At 44.1% G+C, this 18,034-nt stretch carries 16 protein-coding genes; 1 reads left to right on the forward strand and 15 read right to left on the reverse strand.

The window, feature by feature from the left end:
• Positions 1 to 981 (reverse strand): Gfo/Idh/MocA family protein, encoded by a 981-nt coding sequence (locus tag RT269_RS02850; RefSeq protein ID WP_313180482.1) that lies wholly within the window; start codon positions 979 to 981, stop codon positions 1 to 3.
• A gap of 71 nt (positions 982 to 1,052) precedes the next feature.
• Positions 1,053 to 1,976, reverse strand: a complete 924-nt coding sequence (locus tag RT269_RS02855) for a LysR family transcriptional regulator (RefSeq protein WP_313180483.1) — start codon at positions 1,974 to 1,976, stop codon at positions 1,053 to 1,055.
• Between the two features lie 170 nt (positions 1,977 to 2,146).
• On the opposite strand from RT269_RS02855, the gene RT269_RS02860 reads away from it, so the two are divergent.
• Entirely contained in the window at positions 2,147 to 3,421 is a 1,275-nt protein-coding gene (locus tag RT269_RS02860; RefSeq protein WP_313180484.1) for an L-cysteine desulfidase family protein, read from the forward strand.
• A 64-nt stretch (positions 3,422 to 3,485) separates the two neighbouring features.
• On the opposite strand, the gene RT269_RS02865 is transcribed toward RT269_RS02860, so the two are convergent.
• The 13 genes from RT269_RS02865 to RT269_RS02925 form a co-directional block, all read right to left on the reverse strand.
• Complete coding sequence (locus RT269_RS02865; protein WP_313180485.1) at positions 3,486 to 4,322, reverse strand: chitosanase; 837 nt, start codon at positions 4,320 to 4,322, stop codon at positions 3,486 to 3,488.
• Between the two features lie 40 nt (positions 4,323 to 4,362).
• The gene (locus RT269_RS02870; RefSeq protein ID WP_313180486.1) at positions 4,363 to 5,682 is read right to left on the reverse strand and encodes a 6-phospho-beta-glucosidase; all 1,320 of its coding nucleotides are present in this window, start codon (positions 5,680 to 5,682) and stop codon (positions 4,363 to 4,365) included.
• A 17-nt stretch (positions 5,683 to 5,699) separates the two neighbouring features.
• Positions 5,700 to 6,974 (reverse strand): PTS sugar transporter subunit IIC, encoded by a 1,275-nt coding sequence (locus RT269_RS02875; RefSeq protein WP_313180487.1) that lies wholly within the window; start codon positions 6,972 to 6,974, stop codon positions 5,700 to 5,702.
• A gap of 30 nt (positions 6,975 to 7,004) precedes the next feature.
• Positions 7,005 to 7,307 carry a PTS sugar transporter subunit IIB gene (locus RT269_RS02880; protein WP_313180488.1) on the reverse strand — a complete coding sequence of 101 codons (303 nt, stop codon included), beginning with the start codon at positions 7,305 to 7,307 and terminating at the stop codon, positions 7,005 to 7,007.
• Between the two features lie 25 nt (positions 7,308 to 7,332).
• On the reverse strand, positions 7,333 to 7,635 hold the full coding sequence (locus tag RT269_RS02885) for a PTS lactose/cellobiose transporter subunit IIA (protein WP_025231194.1): 303 nt from the start codon (positions 7,633 to 7,635) through the stop codon (positions 7,333 to 7,335).
• Between the two features lie 435 nt (positions 7,636 to 8,070).
• The gene (locus RT269_RS02890) at positions 8,071 to 9,978 is read right to left on the reverse strand and encodes a BglG family transcription antiterminator (RefSeq protein ID WP_313180489.1); all 1,908 of its coding nucleotides are present in this window, start codon (positions 9,976 to 9,978) and stop codon (positions 8,071 to 8,073) included.
• Positions 9,979 to 10,223: 245 nt separating this feature from the next.
• Positions 10,224 to 11,300 carry a peptide chain release factor 1 gene (gene prfA / locus RT269_RS02895; RefSeq protein WP_313180490.1) on the reverse strand — a complete coding sequence of 359 codons (1,077 nt, stop codon included), beginning with the start codon at positions 11,298 to 11,300 and terminating at the stop codon, positions 10,224 to 10,226.
• 81 nt (positions 11,301 to 11,381) lie between these two features.
• Positions 11,382 to 12,257: a peptide chain release factor N(5)-glutamine methyltransferase gene (prmC, locus tag RT269_RS02900; RefSeq protein ID WP_313180491.1), complete on the reverse strand. Its 876-nt coding sequence runs from the start codon at positions 12,255 to 12,257 to the stop codon at positions 11,382 to 11,384.
• Positions 12,254 to 13,198: a DUF1385 domain-containing protein gene (locus tag RT269_RS02905; protein WP_313180492.1), complete on the reverse strand. Its 945-nt coding sequence runs from the start codon at positions 13,196 to 13,198 to the stop codon at positions 12,254 to 12,256. Before RT269_RS02905 ends, prmC begins: the two co-directional genes overlap by 4 nt.
• A gap of 252 nt (positions 13,199 to 13,450) precedes the next feature.
• Positions 13,451 to 13,660 carry a 50S ribosomal protein L31 gene (gene rpmE, locus RT269_RS02910; RefSeq protein ID WP_013271164.1) on the reverse strand — a complete coding sequence of 70 codons (210 nt, stop codon included), beginning with the start codon at positions 13,658 to 13,660 and terminating at the stop codon, positions 13,451 to 13,453.
• Between the two features lie 135 nt (positions 13,661 to 13,795).
• Entirely contained in the window at positions 13,796 to 15,403 is a 1,608-nt protein-coding gene (gene rho / locus RT269_RS02915) for a transcription termination factor Rho (protein ID WP_313180493.1), read from the reverse strand.
• 164 nt (positions 15,404 to 15,567) lie between these two features.
• Positions 15,568 to 16,887, reverse strand: coding sequence for a replication-associated recombination protein A (locus tag RT269_RS02920; RefSeq protein WP_313180494.1), 1,320 nt, complete (start codon positions 16,885 to 16,887; stop codon positions 15,568 to 15,570).
• Positions 16,888 to 17,034: 147 nt separating this feature from the next.
• The gene (locus RT269_RS02925; RefSeq protein WP_313180495.1) at positions 17,035 to 18,009 is read right to left on the reverse strand and encodes a Gfo/Idh/MocA family protein; all 975 of its coding nucleotides are present in this window, start codon (positions 18,007 to 18,009) and stop codon (positions 17,035 to 17,037) included.
• Positions 18,010 to 18,034 lie beyond the last annotated feature (25 nt).

Here is an 18,034-nt window from a genome sequence, read left to right on the forward strand (position 1 = left end):
TTATGCCTCAAACGGGTAGCGGATTCCCCACTGTCTTCTTAGCTCATCCATGACCTTCATTACGTCCAGGGTTGCCTTATGAGGCATCTGGGGACACTCTGTCCAGCCATTTCTGATGGCTTCCCCACTGGCTTCGATCTGGTATTCATATCCTGATATCTGTTCCGGCCTGATGTGAGTTTCAATCAGCTCTCTATTGGCATCATAAACCCGGATGGACTCAAAATTATTGACATTCTCAACTACAAGATATCCTTTGGTTCCGTATATGACTCCCATACGGTCAGAGAGCACCCGCAGGGAACTGTTTAAGATTGCCATCTTTCCTCCAGGATAGCATAGGGTTATGCTGTTCTGGGCGTCTACTCCGCTGTCTGTCTTAATCACACTGGACTGGATATCTGTAATCTCATCACCAAAAACAATGGAAGCGAAATTAAGCGTGTACACTCCTACATCAAGAAGTGCTCCCCCTGCAAGCTCCGGTTTTATAAGGCGCGGTTTGTCAGAAACCAGATAACAGAGATTTCCCGTAAGGGTCATAGGCTCTCCGATAACGCCTGAATTTAAAACCTCTTTCAGGGTTTTTGCCATAGGCATGTAACGCACCCACATAGCTTCCGTTATCATAAGATTTTTTTCCTCCGCCAGATCGATCATCTCCTTGGCCTGAGCATAGTTGGCGGCAAAAGCCTTTTCGCAGAGAACATGCTTTCCGTTTTCCAGGCATAGCTTCGCATTGCTGCAATGCTCAGAATGAGGTGTTGCAATGTAGATCAGCTGAATATCCGGGTCTTTCGCAAGCTCCTCATAAGAGCCGTAAGCCCTTTCAATGGAAAAACGTGCCGCAAATTCTTCCGCTTTTTCCAGGCTCCTGGAGGCTGCTCCCAACAGAATTACCTGCGGCATCTGAAGCATTGTATTTGCCAGTACCGATGCGATCCTACCTGTTCCCATGATTCCGATTTTTAACGCTTCCATGTCTTAAACCTCCGTGCTATTATTTCATATATTTTCCTGTTCAGTATAGCACATGAAAAGAGTCTGTACAATTATTCTTTTGGAATGTGCAAAGGGGCTGCCCCTTTGCACTCCTGCTCCATCCTTTGAACCAGTTCAATAAATGCCTTCATCTCTCTGCTGATCCATTTATCCCTGTGATAAACCATCTGTCTCCAGGAGTGCAAGTGAAAATCCTTCATGTTAAGAGGCATTAAGGTTCCTTCCTCAATATCCCTGCAAATGGTGAATTCCGGAAGAAAAGAGATCCCTGCGTTGCTGCGGAGAAGCTTGATGATGAATTCCGTATTGCCGATCTCCAGAAAGGGATGAACCTTTTTTCCATAAGCAGCAAGGTACTGTTCCAGCATAAGCCGGTAACTGGCATCCTTTTCCGTAAGGATCATTGGCTGTGAAATGACCTGATCAATGGTAAGACCTGTTTCCATTCCAAAGGGATGGTTCTTTGAAGCAGCAAAAATAATGTTTTCAGGCTCTTCCATCACTTTCACCCATTTTGAATCATACATGCGCTTATCAAGGAAATACACCAGATCAATGGTGTTATGGTTCATCATGGTAAGAAGCGCATCAGGAGAGTCCACAACAATGCTTACGTTGACTAAGGGATAAAGGCGGTGGAACTCTTTAATGAGAGGCGGAAACAAGGTCGAACAGATGGACTCTATGGTTCCGATCACCAGCCTTCCCGTAAGTTCCGAGGATACGGATAAAATATTTTTTACATGGGTTAAGTTCTTTACCACATCAGCCGCATATTCATAAAAGGTTTCCCCCTCATGAGTCAGGGTCGTCTGCTTCCCGATCCGGTCAAACAAATGAACATTTAATTCCCGTTCCAGCTGTTTGATCTGTACGGTGACAGCAGCCTGGGAATAGCCCAACTTTTCAGCCGCCCTGCAAAAGCTTTTCCGGTTTGCCACCTCTAAAAATGTCTTTATTTCCCGAAGCTCCATCTTAAAATCCCCTTCCTTTTCAATTTAAAAATATTAAACGTTATCTTAAAAACATTAAATTTTACATCTACACTTTTATATGGTACATTATAACTAATAAGAAATCAATGATTATTGACAGGCTGTTTACAGAAAATCAATGATACTTTCAGAAAGGAATTAATGTTCATATGGAAAGGGAATGTACGAAATACCGCGCCTATGTGCAGATACTGAAGGAAGAACTGCTTCCCGCCATGGGCTGTACCGAACCAATCGCCCTGGCTTATGCCGCAGCAGCAGCCAGAAAAGCTCTGGGGCAAATGCCTGATAAAGTGGTGGTGGCAGCCAGTGGAAGCATTATTAAGAACGTGAAATCAGTGATCGTTCCCAACACAGGCCATTTAAAGGGCATTCCTGCGGCAGTGGCGGCAGGGATTGTGGCAGGGAATCCGGAAAGAGAGCTGGAGGTCATAGCAGAGGTCTCACCGGAGCAGATAATACAAATGAGAGAATTTATGAAAGAACGAGAGATCACGGTAGAACACCTGGATCAGGGGATTAATTTTGACATCCTGGTCACTCTGTATAAGGGATCATCCTATAGCAGGGTACGCATTGCGGGCTACCACACCAACATCGTCCTCATTGAAAAGGATGGGACCATACAAAAGAAAAAGGAAACGGCATTAGAAGAAGAAACGCTGACCGAACGGAATTTACTCAATATGGAGGATATCTGGGACTTTATCAATTCCGTGGACATCTCTGACATACAGGAGGTCCTGGACCGCCAGATCCGTTACAACTGGGCCATTGCCGAAGAGGGGATTAAGGAAAGCTATGGAGCCAATATCGGCAAGGTACTTCTTAAAAATTCCGGAGATGACTTATCCGTTAAGGCAAAGGCCATGGCGGCTGCAGGTTCTGATGCCAGAATGAATGGCTGCGGACTGCCGGTGGTTATCAATTCCGGAAGCGGAAATCAGGGGATCACCGTTTCCGTACCTGTTATCGTATATGCAAAGGCCTTAAAGGTCAGCGAAGAGAAATTGTACCGGGCCTTAGCCTTATCCAATCTGGCCGCTATTCACCAGAAAACTCCCATCGGCAGATTATCCGCCTATTGCGGAGCCGTCAATGCAGGAGCCGGGGCCGGAGCTGGAATTGCCTATCTCTGCGGAGGGGGCTATGAGGAAGTCATCCATACCATAGTCAATGCGCTCGCCATTGTCTCCGGTATCGTATGCGATGGGGCAAAATCTTCCTGCGCGGCAAAAATCGCCTCTTCCATAGAAGCCGGAATCCTAGGTTACAATATGTACATGCAGGGACAGCAGTTCTTTGACGGCGACGGTATCGTCACCAAAGGCGTGGAGGCTACCCTTAGAAATGTTGGAAGACTGGGGAGAGAAGGAATGAGAGAAACCAACAAGGAAATTATACGGATGATGATAGAGGTGTAACATAGACAAGACAGCAATTCCAGGGGCCTCCTGGAATTGCTGTCTTTTTACCTTAATTGCTCTATCATTGATCAATCTTAAAGGGATCTCCATACATTTCCCACTCAAGAGGTTTTTGTAAGGAATCATTCTCTTCCTTTAAGAATTTCCTTTGGGCAATTGTTCTGCTTAAGTCTTCATGAGCACTTTCAAGTTTCATAACCTTATCTCTTTCATCAAGGAAAGCCGTAAGATAATCCGCTTCATTTCCTCCATCTGCCGGATACTTCGCTTTATTTATTGCTGCTTCTCTTATGCCTGGAAAACTTTCTTCATATGGAACAGATCCGTCACCAGGGCCGTGCATTACGATTGCATCATAGTAAATGAACTGACCCAAAATGGACAATCCATCTTTGACCGCCTGGTCAACTGCCGGATTAAAATACATATCATCTCTGATTTTGTTCTGCGCTTCCTGAAATTCTGCATCTTCGCCGGCAGCCTTCCAGTCATTTTCAAAAGCTTCCCCTAAGCCTTCATGAGAATCCGTACCATTCACTTTTTCAAGAGCTTCTATGTATTTAGCCAGCAGATTCTCTGACTTTGTTTCTGTATAGCCTTTTACTAATTGCAGCATATCTCCCGTTCCGGAACAAAACCCGATGATTCCGGCTGTATAACCTCTCCCATCTTCAATATCTTCAATATAGCTGTATTGAGCTTTCCAATCCAACGATGAATTTTCTGCGCTGGAAACTAACTCCATCGCTATCTCTTTCTTTTCTGAGTCTTTCAAAGAACCGCTTCTTTCGCTCTCTTTCTTTAACTGACCGCCGTTTTGGTTGGAAGTACAGCCTGTCAAAATCAATAACCCCATGAGAGATATAATAACCATGATTTTGTTTGTTTTTTTATTCAAGAAAATTTATCTCCTTTCATCAAACAAAATTTACAGTGGCCTATTGAAAGAAATTAGGAAGATGTTTTTTATGTGCTTCCAGTAATTCCTCCATTACCTGTTTCGCTACGTCCCCGCTGGTAATCAGTGGATTCATCATAAAGGCCTGTAATAAGGTTCCTCTATCTCCTGTAACAGCAGCTTCAATGGTTAATTCCTCCATAGCTTTCATTAATTGCAGCAATCCTCTTTCCTGAGGTTTAAAGCTTCCGAAATTATAAGGAACCGGCCCTTTCCCTGTTAATGTACAGGTCACTTCAACCGCGCAGTCATCAGGAAGATCTTTTATCGTACCGTTATTACGGGTACTAACGGTCATGGTTGTTCTTTTATCATTGTAGATTGAGGTGATCGTCTCACAAGCCGCATCACTATATCTGGCTCCGCCGCGTTCTTCTAACTGTTTCGGTTTATAATTCAAATTGGGATCCTTGTATAATTCATATAATTCGGCTTCAATTTTCTTGACCTTTTCCGCACGGGTTCCATTGTTTTTAAAGTCTTCTAATTCCTCAGCCAACATTTTATCCGTATAGTAATAATAATTATGATACGGGCATGGAACCATATGAAGATTTTCAACTTGTTCAAAAATCAAACGATTATCCTTAATATTTGCAACAATTGAATTTGTTTCTCCACTTCCATACATTTTTTTAATAAGTTCATCCGTTCTGTCGATTCCATTTTTATCAACCACCGTGTGCCAGTGCAGATGGTTAATGCCTGCAAACTGGAAGAATAAGTCTGATGGCATTTCATCAAGTATTGCAGCTTCTTCATAAACCGCATTAATTGGAATATTGCATAAACCAACGACCTTGTTCCAATTGCCATATCTTAAAACAGCTTCCGTAACCATACCGGAAGGATTTGTAAAGTTAATTAACCAAGCTTCCGGACATAGCTCTTTCATTTCCTCTACAATATCCAATATTACCGGAATGGTTCTTAAGGCCTTAAAGATTCCTCCAGCCCCATTGGTTTCCTGACCGATCAATCCATGGCTTAAAGGGATACGTTCATCCAGAATTCGTGCATCTAATAATCCAACCCGCAGCTGTGTGGTAACAAAATCCGCATCTTTTAAAGCTTCCCTCCGGTCCAGTGTTAAGTAAACCTTGCAGTCAATTCCTGCTGCTTCTACCATCCGCTTAGCCATCTCTCCCACAATCTCTAACTTATGCCTGCCTTCTTCGATATCCACCAGCCACAATTCACTGACTGGAAATTCATCATATCTTTTAATAAAACCCTCAACCAATTCTGGTGTATAGCTGGATCCTCCGCCAATTGTTACAACTTTAATTTTTTTTGACATAGCAAATTCCTCCATGATCAATTTTCTGCAGCTCCATCAACTTCAGTATCCGTTGTTTCAAGTGCTTGTATTTCATTCTCCAACATTTGTTTTTCAGCAATCTTGAAAAATGGCATGTAGATGACAATAGCAATGACAATTTCAAGTCCGGACCAGATTGCGGCTCTTATATCCCAGCCAGTAGCCATTAAAGGTCCAATAATCGGAGGCATTGTCCAGGGAACCATCATCATCGGTCTGCCAACCAATCCAATGGACATAAGAAAATAACTGCTGGCAGCCAATACTAACGGAATCAATATGAACGGAATCATCATCAATGGGTTCATGATAATTGGAAATCCGAAGATTACCGGCTCATTTATTTCAAAAATCGAACCTGGCAGTGCCACCTTTCCCAATTCCTTATAGGTTTTTGATTTTGAAAAAATCATGAGAAGAACTAAGGTTAATGTGGCTCCTGTTCCGCCTACATTGACAAACAGGCTGGAAAATCCAGAAGCAGTGATATAAGGAAGCGCTTCTCCTTTGGCATATGCAGAAGCATTTGCAGCAACAAAGGCTAAAAATATGGGATCTGCAACACCTTCTAATGTCATATCTCCATGGATTCCTGCACACCACAATAAGCTTACTAAAAATGTGTAGAGCAAAATACCAGGTAAACTATTTAATGCATGAAGTAACGGCGAAAAGATACTTTGAATAAATTCAGTAATATTAAAATGCAGCGGAACACGAATGGTCCAGAACAGAACTAAAATCAGCATTGCCGGAATCAAAGAAACAAAGGAATTACTTACTGCTGGCGGCACACCCTCAGGCAGCTTAAATACCCAATTCTTTTTAATGCAGAAATGATAAATTTCAGTCGTAACAATACCCGCAATGATTGCTGTAAATAGACCCGTAGAATCAAAACCTGCAGGATCAATGACAAAGCCGTCTGAAAGCTGAGTGGTAATAAAAGCCATTACCGACAGGCCCGCACCGGAAATAGCATCAAGGTCGTAACTTTTACTTAACTCATAACCGATTCCGATCGCTGCTAAAAGTGAAATAATGCCAAATGAGACACCGACAGCAGCATTAATCATGTCTTCATAAGGTGCTAAAAAATTAGTCCAGCTTTCAATTGGAATATTTCCTATGATAAGAAAAATACTTCCGCTTATGATTGCCGGTAACGTTAAGGTTAAACCATTACGTACCGCTACCAAATGTCTTTGATTCCCCAATCTTGACAAGGGCGGTATAATCGTGTCTTGCAGCCAGTTCATCAATTTATCCATCTTTATTTCCCCCTTATTGTGTGCTCAAATTCAATCGCCCAAAGCCTTTTTGACCTGAGCTATGACCTTTGCACCGTTCATAGTGCCATATACCTGCATATCAATGCATTCAATGATCTTACCTGGACAGTCCTTTTCTACTTTCGCCTTGCTGAAACGAACCTGTGGCCCCAGCAGGATGATATCCGCATCCTTTCCCTTGTCCTTGGTGCTTGCAAGTGCATAGGCATTGATCTTACACTCATAATTTTCTTTTTCTGCCGCCTCTTTCATCTTATGAACCAAGAGGCTGGTGGACATTCCTGCCGCACAAAACAAAATAATGTTTCTCATAACTGCCTTCCTTTCTATAAATGAATTATTTTATTCTTAAAATATCAATCATTTCCTTGCACAGGTCCATGACCGTCATGGCATTCATCAGATGATCCTGGGCATGAACCATTAATAGCCCGACTTCTGCCTTTTTGCCGTTTAACTCATTCTGGATCATTTCTGTCTGGACCTCATGTGCTTCCTGAATCGTCTTTTCTGCATCTTCCATCAACTGGTCCGCATGTTTAAAATCACCGTTTTTTGCCGAACGCAGCGCTTCAATCGCAGTGCTTCTGGCGTTCCCTCCGCAGACTACAAGCTTCATAACAATCATTTCAATATCCATTCTCACACTGCCTCTCTCTTAACCTGTAATTATGAGTCTTACAAATGTAATGAAGTGATTCATAACTACCTCATGCTGATCTTGTATTATCTGTATTATTCTATCTGCTGTTAACCTCTCCCTCTGTTGGCAGCTGGTACAGAACGAACGGCAGCCCCTGCTGCTGCAAGCAGGCCGTTCATAAACTTCCCCTTATCACTTCCCTGTCTCCATTGAAAATAATGCAGTTATCTATTGCACATTCACATACTATCATACTTTTTTTTAGAACTCCATGATGCCTTTTTCCATTTTCGTAATGGTACCTTTTTCCTCTCTTTTCCGGTGGAATATAAGCCTCTGCGAAGCTGATCCCCCACAGAGAAAAAGACGTGCACAAAATGATCATCATCTTGTACACGTCCCGCTTTATTCTTTATTCATTACGCCTTTTCCTCATACTTCCTTTGGGATCTGGGCTTCTATGATGCTCATGGCTTCTATAAATGCATCATAATCCTGCTTTTTGATCAGCTCCTGGATTTGTTTCTGGCTTAAAAGAAAGGCCGCCGTCATCTGATAAAAGCGCTGCAGTTCTTCACTGGTATGATCCTTATTGGCTATGGACACCAGGAAAACGGCGCGTACCTTCTGCCCTTCCCAGTCCACCGGTTCATCAAGGATACCAACACATACAAATGTCTCCTCACTGATCGCCTTGTAAACGTGAGGCATTGCCACCATGTTGCCAAAAGCTGTCTTAGCTAACCTCTCCCTCTTAAGCACAGATTCATAAAATTCTTTCGGAAGCTTCTTCTTTTCCATAACAAACTGGCACATACAGCGGAGGACCTCTTCCTTTGTCTGCAGCTTTAAATGAGGCAGAAACATCTCCCGTTCATAGTAATTCCGCACGGAAGATGCCTTATCGGAAGTAAGAACCTTTTTTACATTAACAATGTCTTTGTCATCAAGAAAATACTGAACCTCCAGGATCGGAAGAGGTACGGGAACCGTGATTGGTACGGTGGTAAAGATGTAGTCATATTTTGAAAAATCCACCTTATAAATACTTCCCACATCACAGGCAGTGATTTCGTTTATATAATCTTTAAACGAATTCTGGTATTTATACTGGAGAAGCTTCGCACTTCCCCGACCGGAAGAGCATATCAGAAGTATATTCTTTTTCTCTATTTCTGTCTTTTTCCGCTCAAGGGCAAACGCGAAAGCAAAGGCAAAGTATGCAATTTCATCTTCTGACAAAAGGATATGAAAATGTTCGTTTATGACTGTGACCGCATTGCAGGCCATGGTATAGGAAAGGCAGAACCTTTCCTTTACATCCCGAAGAAGAGGATTCTTCAAGTCCATATCATATTTGATCCTGATGCTTAATGGCACCAGATGCTGGCACAATAGCATACGCAGCTCCAGATCATTGCGGAAATCAAATTTGAACAGATCATACACCCGTTCCAGCATGACAGTTACCAGATCACTGATTTCCTGGGTGATGATGATATTCTGATCCGTTTCATCGGCATGGTATATCATCTTCTTCCCTGCTAAATGTATGGCGATGTAGACGATCTCTGTCTCAGGGAATGTGATGTGGAATGTGGATTCTATCTGTTCCGCAATTTCTTTTGCGATCTGATACTCATACCGGCCGTTCAAATTCTTCAAAGGCTCCTCAGGCATGGGCACATAATGGCATTCCATGATCCGGCTGATCGCTATGTAGAGATGAACAACAAGATTCTGATAGGCAGCTCCGGGAATCAGAAAATCGTTCCTTTTAAGAACATCCGATACGCATGCCGCAATCTCATCCATACTCTGATTGCCTTTATGAAGCCGTTTTCCAGAAAAAGACGCAATGCATAATCTTGCCTCGAACTCTCCTCCTTCCAGCTTAATTCCGTAATTAGGTTTTCGGATGATTTTTATGTTAAATTTATTTAAGTATTGTTCTACTTCCTTTAAATCCGCAGTCAATGTCCGCTTCGAAATATACAGACTGTCACTCAATTCATCCAATTTTACATAGGAAGGGCTGTTAAACAGATATTCCAGCAGGTATTGTATCCGTTCCTCCGACGTATCAGGCAGATATTGATCGGAATGATGGGTGTCCTGAATAAAAGAACCGAACCTTTCTTTGTCCGAAACGTTCAGATAATATCCTACACCATATTTTGAAAGAATCGAGGCCCCATTGGGCTCTATTTCCTGATTCATTTCTTTCAGCAGATTGCGAATGGTCTTTGTCCCGATACAGATCTGCCCTGCAAGATCTTCTGCCGTATAGTATTCACTGTCTGACAAAATATCCAGGATCTGTCTCTTTCGCCTATCCATATCTATTCACTCCTATTTATTCATGCCAAATACGAAATACTTTTAGCTATATTTTTTATGCATATTTACATAATACCATAATCTGCAAGGGAACTAAATGATTCTTTTTTCCAATTTAAATGTGGTAAACTCTTCTTACCGATAGCTAATACAAAAAACCCCATTCCATTGCGGAACGGGGCGACGACATGGGTCCATATTTTTTAATCTATACAAGTCCGGAAAACACCACAAATCCGGGTTCTTTACACCTCTTCATTTAACTTGCTTAAGCGCGCAGCCTGATCCGCAGCAATGAGAGAATCCAGAAGCTCATGAATGTCTCCATTCATAATAGAGTCAATCTTATAAAGAGTCAGCTTGATCCTGTGATCCGTTACACGGCCCTGGGGAAAATTATAGGTCCGGATCTTTTCAGAACGGTCTCCGGTACCGATCTGGCTTCTTCTTTCCTCGGCCTCTGAATTCTGCCGTTTCTCAATCTCCATATCATAAAGCTTGGAACGCAATAAGCGGAAGGCCTTTTCCTTATTCTGAAGCTGTGACTTTTCCGTCTGGCTGTAAATCACGATTCCCGTAGGCATGTGGGTAAGACGAACGGCAGAGTCGGTAGTATTTACGCACTGTCCGCCGTTTCCGGAAGCACGCATAACATCGATTCTCACATCTTTATCCTCGATCACTACGTCAAACTCTTCTGCTTCGGGCATAACTGCCACAGTGGCCGTAGAGGTGTGGATTCTGCCACCGCTCTCTGTCTCCGGAACCCGCTGTACCCGGTGGACGCCGCTTTCATATTTCATCTTGGAATAAGCGCCCTTGCCTGTAATCATGGCAACTACTTCCTTAAAACCGCCGATCCCATTTTCATTGACGCTGATCAGTTCTACCTTCCAGTGATATCCCTCCGCATAATTTACATACATACGGTAAAGTTCAGAAGCGAACAGGGCCGCCTCGTCACCGCCTGCTCCGGCACGGATCTCCAGAATAATATTCTTGTCGTCATTAGGGTCCTTAGGTAAAAGTAAGATCTTAAGCTCCTGCTCAAGCGCCTCGATCTGCTTCTTGGCATCGGATAATTCCTCCTTTGCCATCTCCCGCATCTCCTCGTCGCTCTCTTCCTCCAGAAGTGCCAGGCTGTCTTCCACGGTCTGCTTAGCCTTTTTATACTGGGTATAAGTCTCTACTAAGTCCGCCAGATCCGCCTGCTCCTTCATCAGCTTCCGAAACCGGTTCTGATCCTCTGCTACGGAAGGATTGTTAAGCTCCTGCATCAATTCTTCATAATGTATTAAAATATCATCTAATCTATCAAACATTGGTAACCTCCTGAATTTCATGGAAAGGACTGTTGTTCACATTTATCATGAATCCGCATTGCAACCCTTAAAACCTGCGGTTTAAGGGCTCACGGGCATTCGTGAACAAACCACGCGGTCCAGTCCTGCCGCATCTTTAACCACCTGGATCTCTCCAAAGCCGGCATCCTTTAATAAACCGCTGACAGCCTCTCCCTGGTCATAGCCGATCTCAAAATAAACCGCGCCTCCCAGGGTTAAATGAGAGCGGCTTTCCAAAGCAAGCTTCCTGTAAAAATACAAACCGTCTTCCTTCCCGTCAAGGGCCAGCATCGGCTCATGATCCCGGACTTCCGGCTGCAGTCCTTCTATTATCTTCGTTGGAATATAGGGAGGATTTGACACGATCACATCAAACTTTTTCTCTTCCTCTAACGAGGCAAATAAATCGCTTTCTATTAAAGTGACCTTTCCCTCTCCTAAAAGCTTCCCCACATTCCTTTCCGCCACCTCAAGGGCTTCCCTGGAGATATCCACGGCAGTTACGCGGTCAAATCCACCAAGCTTAGCAAGGCTGACGGCGATGCAGCCGCTTCCCGTACATAGATCCAGTACTTCCGGCTGCTTTCCTTTATAATCCTTTAAGACCAGCTCCACCAGAGTTTCCGTATCCTGCCTTGGAATCAGCACATGCTCATTTACAAAAAATTCAAGGCCCATGAACTCCCGGCTTCCTGTAATCTGCTGAAGAGGGATCCTCCTGGAACGTTTCTCTATCATGGACCGGTATTTGGAAACAGTCTCTTTAGAAAAGTCCTCATCCGAAAGCACTCTGTTCCTGTCTATAAGAAAATGGACCATATCCGTGCGGAATGCCTCAAAAAGCAGGTATCTGGAATCAAGAGTTGCCTCTTCCACTCCTGCCCTTGATAGCTTTTCTGTTCCTTCTTCCAATAAATGCTGTAAAGTCAGATTCATGCTCTCTTCTCCGGGAAATTCCTGTTAAGAAATCCCCTCCAGTCAAACACAGCCTCTACAGAAGCAATACCTACTAAAATCATTTCATCGTCCGGCTCCTTGGTGGTCAGTCCCTGCATCCACATGCCTGGGCGGCTCAATAAATCCACCAGTTTGGAATTGCTGCGCCCTGCCAGACGTAAAAATTCATAGGATACTCCGGCTATGACAGGAATCAGTATAATCCGGCTGAGGATCCGAAGGGGCAGAGTATTCACTCTCACCACCATGAAAAACAGAATGCTGATGATCATGACGATCAAAAGAAAGCTGGTTCCGCAGCGCTTATGTTCCTTGGAGCTGTTTCTGACATTTTCAACAGTAAGATCAAGACCGTGCTCCAGGCAGTTGATGCACTTGTGCTCCGCTCCATGATACATAAAGGTCCTTCGGATATCCTCCATGCGTGAAACCAGACTGATGTAAGCGATAAAAATTCCGATTCGGATCACACCTTCCAGAATCGCCATGACCGTCTGGGATTTTATAAAACTATGGAATATATTTGCAAGAAACATCGGCAGTACCATGAAAATCAGGATGGCCATTACCACAGAAAATGCCATCACAATACTCATCAATGACTTTTCCATCTTCTCCCCAAACAGCCGTTCCAACATCTTTTCAAATTTGGAAGGCTCCATATCCTCCTCATCGTCCTCAAAAAAACTGGCTGAAAAGGTCAAAGCCCTCATACCTAACACCATGGAATCCACAAAACTGAATATTCCTCTGATAAATGGCAGAGAAAAAAGCTTTACCTTTTCTCCCATACTGACATAAGTATCCTTTTTCACTTCAATGGTTCCGTCCGGCTTTCGGACTGCCGTGGCATACTCATCCCCGTTTTTCATCATAACGCCTTCAATCACGGCTTGCCCGCCGATTCCTGAATACTTCATACGCCAAACCACCTTTCCGTTTAAAATGGAAGCTTTTCACTAGTTAAAATCCCAAAAAAGGCTGAGCTAAAGTGTTTCCACCAAACTCAACCTCTTCTTTGCCCCTGATATAATAAGGAAGTTCCATACGCCCAATGTGCACATAGAACGGCTGATTTCCTGAATTCATGAAGGAAGTCCGATTCACCCGAGGTTCCTCGAACGATTAATTTACTAAATTCAGGCTGCACAACCTTTGCCTTCATAAGTAAATTATGCTTCAGCCTTAACGCCATATTTACGATTGAATTTATCAATACGTCCACGAGCGGAAGCAGCCTTCTGCTGACCGGTGTAGAATGAATGGCATTTAGAACAAACCTCTACGTGGATATCTTCCTTAGTAGAACCAGTTACAAATTCGTTACCACAGTTGCAAACAACTTTTGCCTGGTAGTAATTTGGATGGATTCCCTCTTTCATGATTTTCACCTCACATACTTTGATTTCTATTAAATCGCAGTCCGTAAACCGACTTTGTCTAATAAACAGCTTACATAGTATAACATAGAAATTTTTTTAATGCAAGCTTTTATTTCTATAAAAAACCCGTATTCTCTAGAAAAAGCGCATTTTTTTGGAGGTTTCCACGAATTCCCTGTTGTTTCTTGTCCTTGAGAATAAGTCCAGTATTTTCTCCACCGCATCTTCCGGTTTCAGGGTATTTGTAGCCTTTCTGACGACATCAACCGCTTCTGCTTCTTCCCTTGTAAGCAGCAGGTCATCCCTTCTGGTACCCGACTTAAGAATGTCAATGGCAGGGAATATCCTCTTCTCAGACAGCTTCCGGTCGAGAACCAGTTCCATGTTGCCGGTTCCCTTAAATTCCTCATAAATAACGTCATCCATACGGCTGCCCGTCTCCACAAGAGCGGTGGCAAGAACGGTAAGACTGCCTCCCTCCCTCATATTTCTGGCTGCACCGAAGAAACGCTTCGGCATATGAAGGGCTGCCGGATCCAGACCACCAGATAAAGTACGTCCGCTTGGAGCTACCGTCAGGTTATAGGCTCTTGCCAGACGAGTAATGCTGTCTAACAGGATCACCACATCCCGGCCATGCTCAACAAGGCGCTTGGCCCTTTCGATCACCATTTCCGACACTCTCTTATGGCGATCCGGAAGCTCGTCAAAGGTGGAGTAGAGCACTTCCACATTATTTCCGTAAATGGATTCCTTAATATCCGTGACCTCTTCAGGACGCTCATCAATCAATAGAATCATGAGATGGATATCCGGGTGGTTTACGGTTATTGCCTTTGCCACATCTTTAAGCAGGGTCGTTTTTCCTGCCTTTGGCGGGGATACGATCATACCTCTCTGCCCCTTTCCAATAGGAGCTAAAAGGTCCAGGACACGCATGGCGGTGGTGTTTTTTCCTCCCTGGGTCTCCATATGAAGCCTTTCATCCGGGAATATGGGGGTCATATTTTCAAAATTCGGACGGCGTTCTGCCGCACTGGTGGGATAGCCGTTGATTTTCTTTACATATAGAAGGGCAGCAAACTTTTCTGCCGCCGTTTTCACTCTGCGGCTTCCATGAATGATATCTCCTGTTTTCATGTTAAACCGGCGGATCTGAGAAGGAGCCACGTAGACGTCATTTTCACCTGGAAGGTAGTTTTCACAGCGGATGAAACCAAAGCCATCTGGCATGACCTCCAGAATTCCATGAGCCTCGATACCGCTGTCCAGTTCCTGCAGTTCAGGGCTTGGCTGAAAATCTCCTCTTGGTTCTTCCGTAACAGTTTCGGGCCTTGCCTCATTCCTGGCGGATGGCTCTGTGCTGTTTCCCTGTGCCGGCCGATAGCCTGCAGGCCTTTGCTGACTTTCCGGACGATAGGAACGGACAACAGTCTTCCTTTGGCCGCCGGCCGCAGACTGTATCTGCTGATCCCCGTTCATCTGTCCCTGTTGGCTCGCAGAATCCGTATGAGGCTGGGTCTGAGCGGCTGGTTGTGCCGTAACAGTCTTAAAAGCCTCTTTTTTTACTTCCTCCGCCTTTTCTACTGAAACATTCCCCGGCGAAGCAGGAGCCTCCTCTCCCTTTTCGCAAAGTAAATCTATAATTTCAGCTTTTCGCATGGAGCTGCACCCTTTGATTCCCTGGGCTTTGGCAAGCTCCTTTAATTCCGCTAACGGCAATGTTTGTAATTTTTCACGCATATTATTCTCCTTCATGATTCCTTATAACAGTTGTTTCGTAATCTTGGGAATGCTTCACGATAGAATATCGCAACAGATGGCCGGAAATGTTATTCCGGCCCAAATCATGATAAACCAGGTCGTACGATACGCCTATTATATACCTTAATATTAAAAAAGAAAAGTTATTTTTTCAGTTCCCTTAAATGCTCTTTGATTCTACGCTCATAACCATTTTCCGTAGGATGATAGAACGATATGTCCTCCATCCCGTCCGGAAGATACTGCTGTTTCACATAATTGCCCGGATAATCATGGGCATAGAGATAGCCCTGCCCATGGCCCAGCTTCGCCGCTCCCTTATAATGGGAATCCTGCAGATGAACCGGCACAGGCATGGTTTTCTGGTTCTGTACTGTATCCAGAGCCCCAAACACCGCCATGCAGGCCGCATTGCTCTTAGGTGCCGAGGCCACATAGGTGACCGCTTCCGCCAGAATGATCTGTGCTTCAGGAAGCCCGATCCTTTCCGCTGCCTGGGCGGCTGCCACTGCCAAAATAAGAGCCTGGGGATCTGCATTACCTACATCCTCCGCAGCACAGATCATGATTCTTCTGGCAATGAACTTTATATCTTCTCCCGCATAAAGCATTCTTGCCAGATAGTAAACGGCCGCGTCGGGGTCCGAACCCCGCATGCTCTTTATGAAGGCCGATATGGTATCGTAATGATTGTCTCCTGTTTTGTCATAACGCACCACCCGCTTTTGGATGCATTCTTCTGCCACCTGGAGACTGATATGGATTTTTCCGTCTGACGGATCCCGGTCCGTGGTCATGACTCCCAGCTCCACCGCATTTAAAGCGGCTCTTGCATCTCCATTGGAAACATCCGCCAGAAATTCTTCCGCCTCCTCGTCAATCTCTGCGTTATAGGAGCCCATTCCTTTATCCTTATCATATACCGCCCGGTGGACCAGTTTTCTGATGTCCTCCTTTTCCAGAGGCTTAAGCTCAAATACCCTGGATCTTGAAAGAAGAGCTCCATTTACTTCAAAATAAGGATTTTCTGTAGTGGCTCCTATGAGAGTCAGTGTCCCATCCTCCACAAATGGAAGGAGATAATCCTGCTGCCCTTTGTTAAAACGATGGATCTCATCCACGAACAGGATTGTCTTTTTACCATACATTCCTAAGGAATCCTTGGCTTCCTTCACGATTTCTTCCATGTCCTTTTTTCCGGCTACAGTGGCATTGATCTGTCTGAACTCTCCGCTGGTGGTGTTGGCAATCACCCTTGCCAGAGTGGTTTTACCGGTTCCCGGAGGACCGTAGAATATCACAGATCCCAGCTTGTCCGCCTTAATGGCCCGGTAAAGCAGTTTGTCCCTGCCAATGATATGCTGCTGCCCCACTACCTCTTCAAGTGTCGACGGTCGAAGCCTTGATGCAAGGGGGGACTCTTTTTTCATGGTATTTTCCCTCATATAATCAAACAAATCCATTATTATTCTCCCGTATTCTAAAATCCCTTGAGGAAGAACCTCTTGCGATAATCCGAAAGAAGCCTTCCGGCTGTAACAAGAGTATATCCCTGCTTTGATAAAGTGTCAATGATATCCCGCTTTCCCGAACCTTCGTAAGAAAATTGTTTATAATTCTTCCGGATACTTCATATTCCAGTCATTTCGTACTTTTGTCATTATGTTCATGACATCTACCGTATATTCCAGGCGCATTTCCTTACATTCTCCGGCAACAGCTTTCTCCATATCCAGGATTTCATACAACAGGGCATCGTCGGTGTTTCCTGCTTCAATCACTTCCCGGCGGTTATCTTCCGTATAAGTGATCACCGCCTTGTCTGCCCTTGGATATTCATATATTTCTATATAGCCCTTGTCAAAGGCCACTGTTCCCCGCTTAGGCTGCTTTGCATGAAGAGACAGAGAAATGGAAGCCATCTCCTGCTGATTGTTCATTAGCAGGATTCCTGCCTGTTCATCAACGCCGCTGGGGGCAAGCTTTACCTGTGACAGGATCTGGTCCGGGGCCTCTGCCATAAACCATCTTGCAAAGGAAAGGGCATACACCCCAATATCAAGCAGTGCTCCGCCGGCAAGACTTGGACTAAAAAACCTGTTTTCCATATTATAATCCTTATAGCTTCCAAAATTCATCTGGATAAAGCGCAGAGGGCCCAGTTGACCGCTTTTCGCAATTTCCTGCAGTTTTTTATAAAGGGGCATATGATAAATTGTCATTGCTTCAGCAAGTACCAGGTCATTTTTCTCCGCAAGGCTGACCGCCTCAGAAAGCTCCTCAGAATTCAGCGTAATCGATTTCTCACACAGTACATGCTTTCCATTCTTTAATGCCTCTTTCAAATAAGTAATATGGGTATTATGGGGTGTTGAAATATAAATAATATCCACATCATCATCATGAAATATGTCATAGACATTATGGTAAACCTTCTCCACTCCGTATGTTTCTGCAAATTTAACCGCATTTTCATAAGTTCTGTTTCCGACCCCGTATAAAGTTCTTCCCTGCTTCTTCAAATTTTCTGCCAGCTGCTTTGCAATTACTCCACAGCCTAATGTCGCCCAGCGATACTCTTTCATACCCGATCCTCCTTAATGCTCCTCA

Source organism: Lacrimispora sp., from assembly GCF_032078915.1.
GTDB lineage: Bacteria > Bacillota > Clostridia > Lachnospirales > Lachnospiraceae > Lacrimispora.

Bases quoted from the DNA above. Each gene is read 5' to 3' on its own strand.
- RT269_RS02850 (WP_313180482.1), bottom strand. From the start codon at position 981: ATGGAAGCGTTAAAAATCGGAATCATGGGAACAGGTAGGATCGCATCG.
- RT269_RS02855 (WP_313180483.1), bottom strand. From the start codon at position 1,976: ATGGAGCTTCGGGAAATAAAGACATTTTTAGAGGTGGCAAACCGGAAA.
- RT269_RS02860 (WP_313180484.1), top strand. From the start codon at position 2,147: ATGGAAAGGGAATGTACGAAATACCGCGCCTATGTGCAGATACTGAAG.
- RT269_RS02870 (WP_313180486.1), bottom strand. From the start codon at position 5,682: ATGTCAAAAAAAATTAAAGTTGTAACAATTGGCGGAGGATCCAGCTAT.
- RT269_RS02875 (WP_313180487.1), bottom strand. From the start codon at position 6,974: ATGGATAAATTGATGAACTGGCTGCAAGACACGATTATACCGCCCTTG.
- RT269_RS02880 (WP_313180488.1), bottom strand. From the start codon at position 7,307: ATGAGAAACATTATTTTGTTTTGTGCGGCAGGAATGTCCACCAGCCTC.
- RT269_RS02885 (WP_025231194.1), bottom strand. From the start codon at position 7,635: ATGGATATTGAAATGATTGTTATGAAGCTTGTAGTCTGCGGAGGGAAC.
- RT269_RS02890 (WP_313180489.1), bottom strand. From the start codon at position 9,978: ATGGATAGGCGAAAGAGACAGATCCTGGATATTTTGTCAGACAGTGAA.
- prfA (WP_313180490.1), bottom strand. From the start codon at position 11,300: ATGTTTGATAGATTAGATGATATTTTAATACATTATGAAGAATTGATG.
- prmC (WP_313180491.1), bottom strand. From the start codon at position 12,257: ATGAATCTGACTTTACAGCATTTATTGGAAGAAGGAACAGAAAAGCTA.
- RT269_RS02905 (WP_313180492.1), bottom strand. From the start codon at position 13,198: ATGAAGTATTCAGGAATCGGCGGGCAAGCCGTGATTGAAGGCGTTATG.
- rpmE (WP_013271164.1), bottom strand. From the start codon at position 13,660: ATGAAAGAGGGAATCCATCCAAATTACTACCAGGCAAAAGTTGTTTGC.
- rho (WP_313180493.1), bottom strand. From the start codon at position 15,403: ATGCGTGAAAAATTACAAACATTGCCGTTAGCGGAATTAAAGGAGCTT.
- RT269_RS02920 (WP_313180494.1), bottom strand. From the start codon at position 16,887: ATGGATTTGTTTGATTATATGAGGGAAAATACCATGAAAAAAGAGTCC.
- RT269_RS02925 (WP_313180495.1), bottom strand. From the start codon at position 18,009: ATGAAAGAGTATCGCTGGGCGACATTAGGCTGTGGAGTAATTGCAAAG.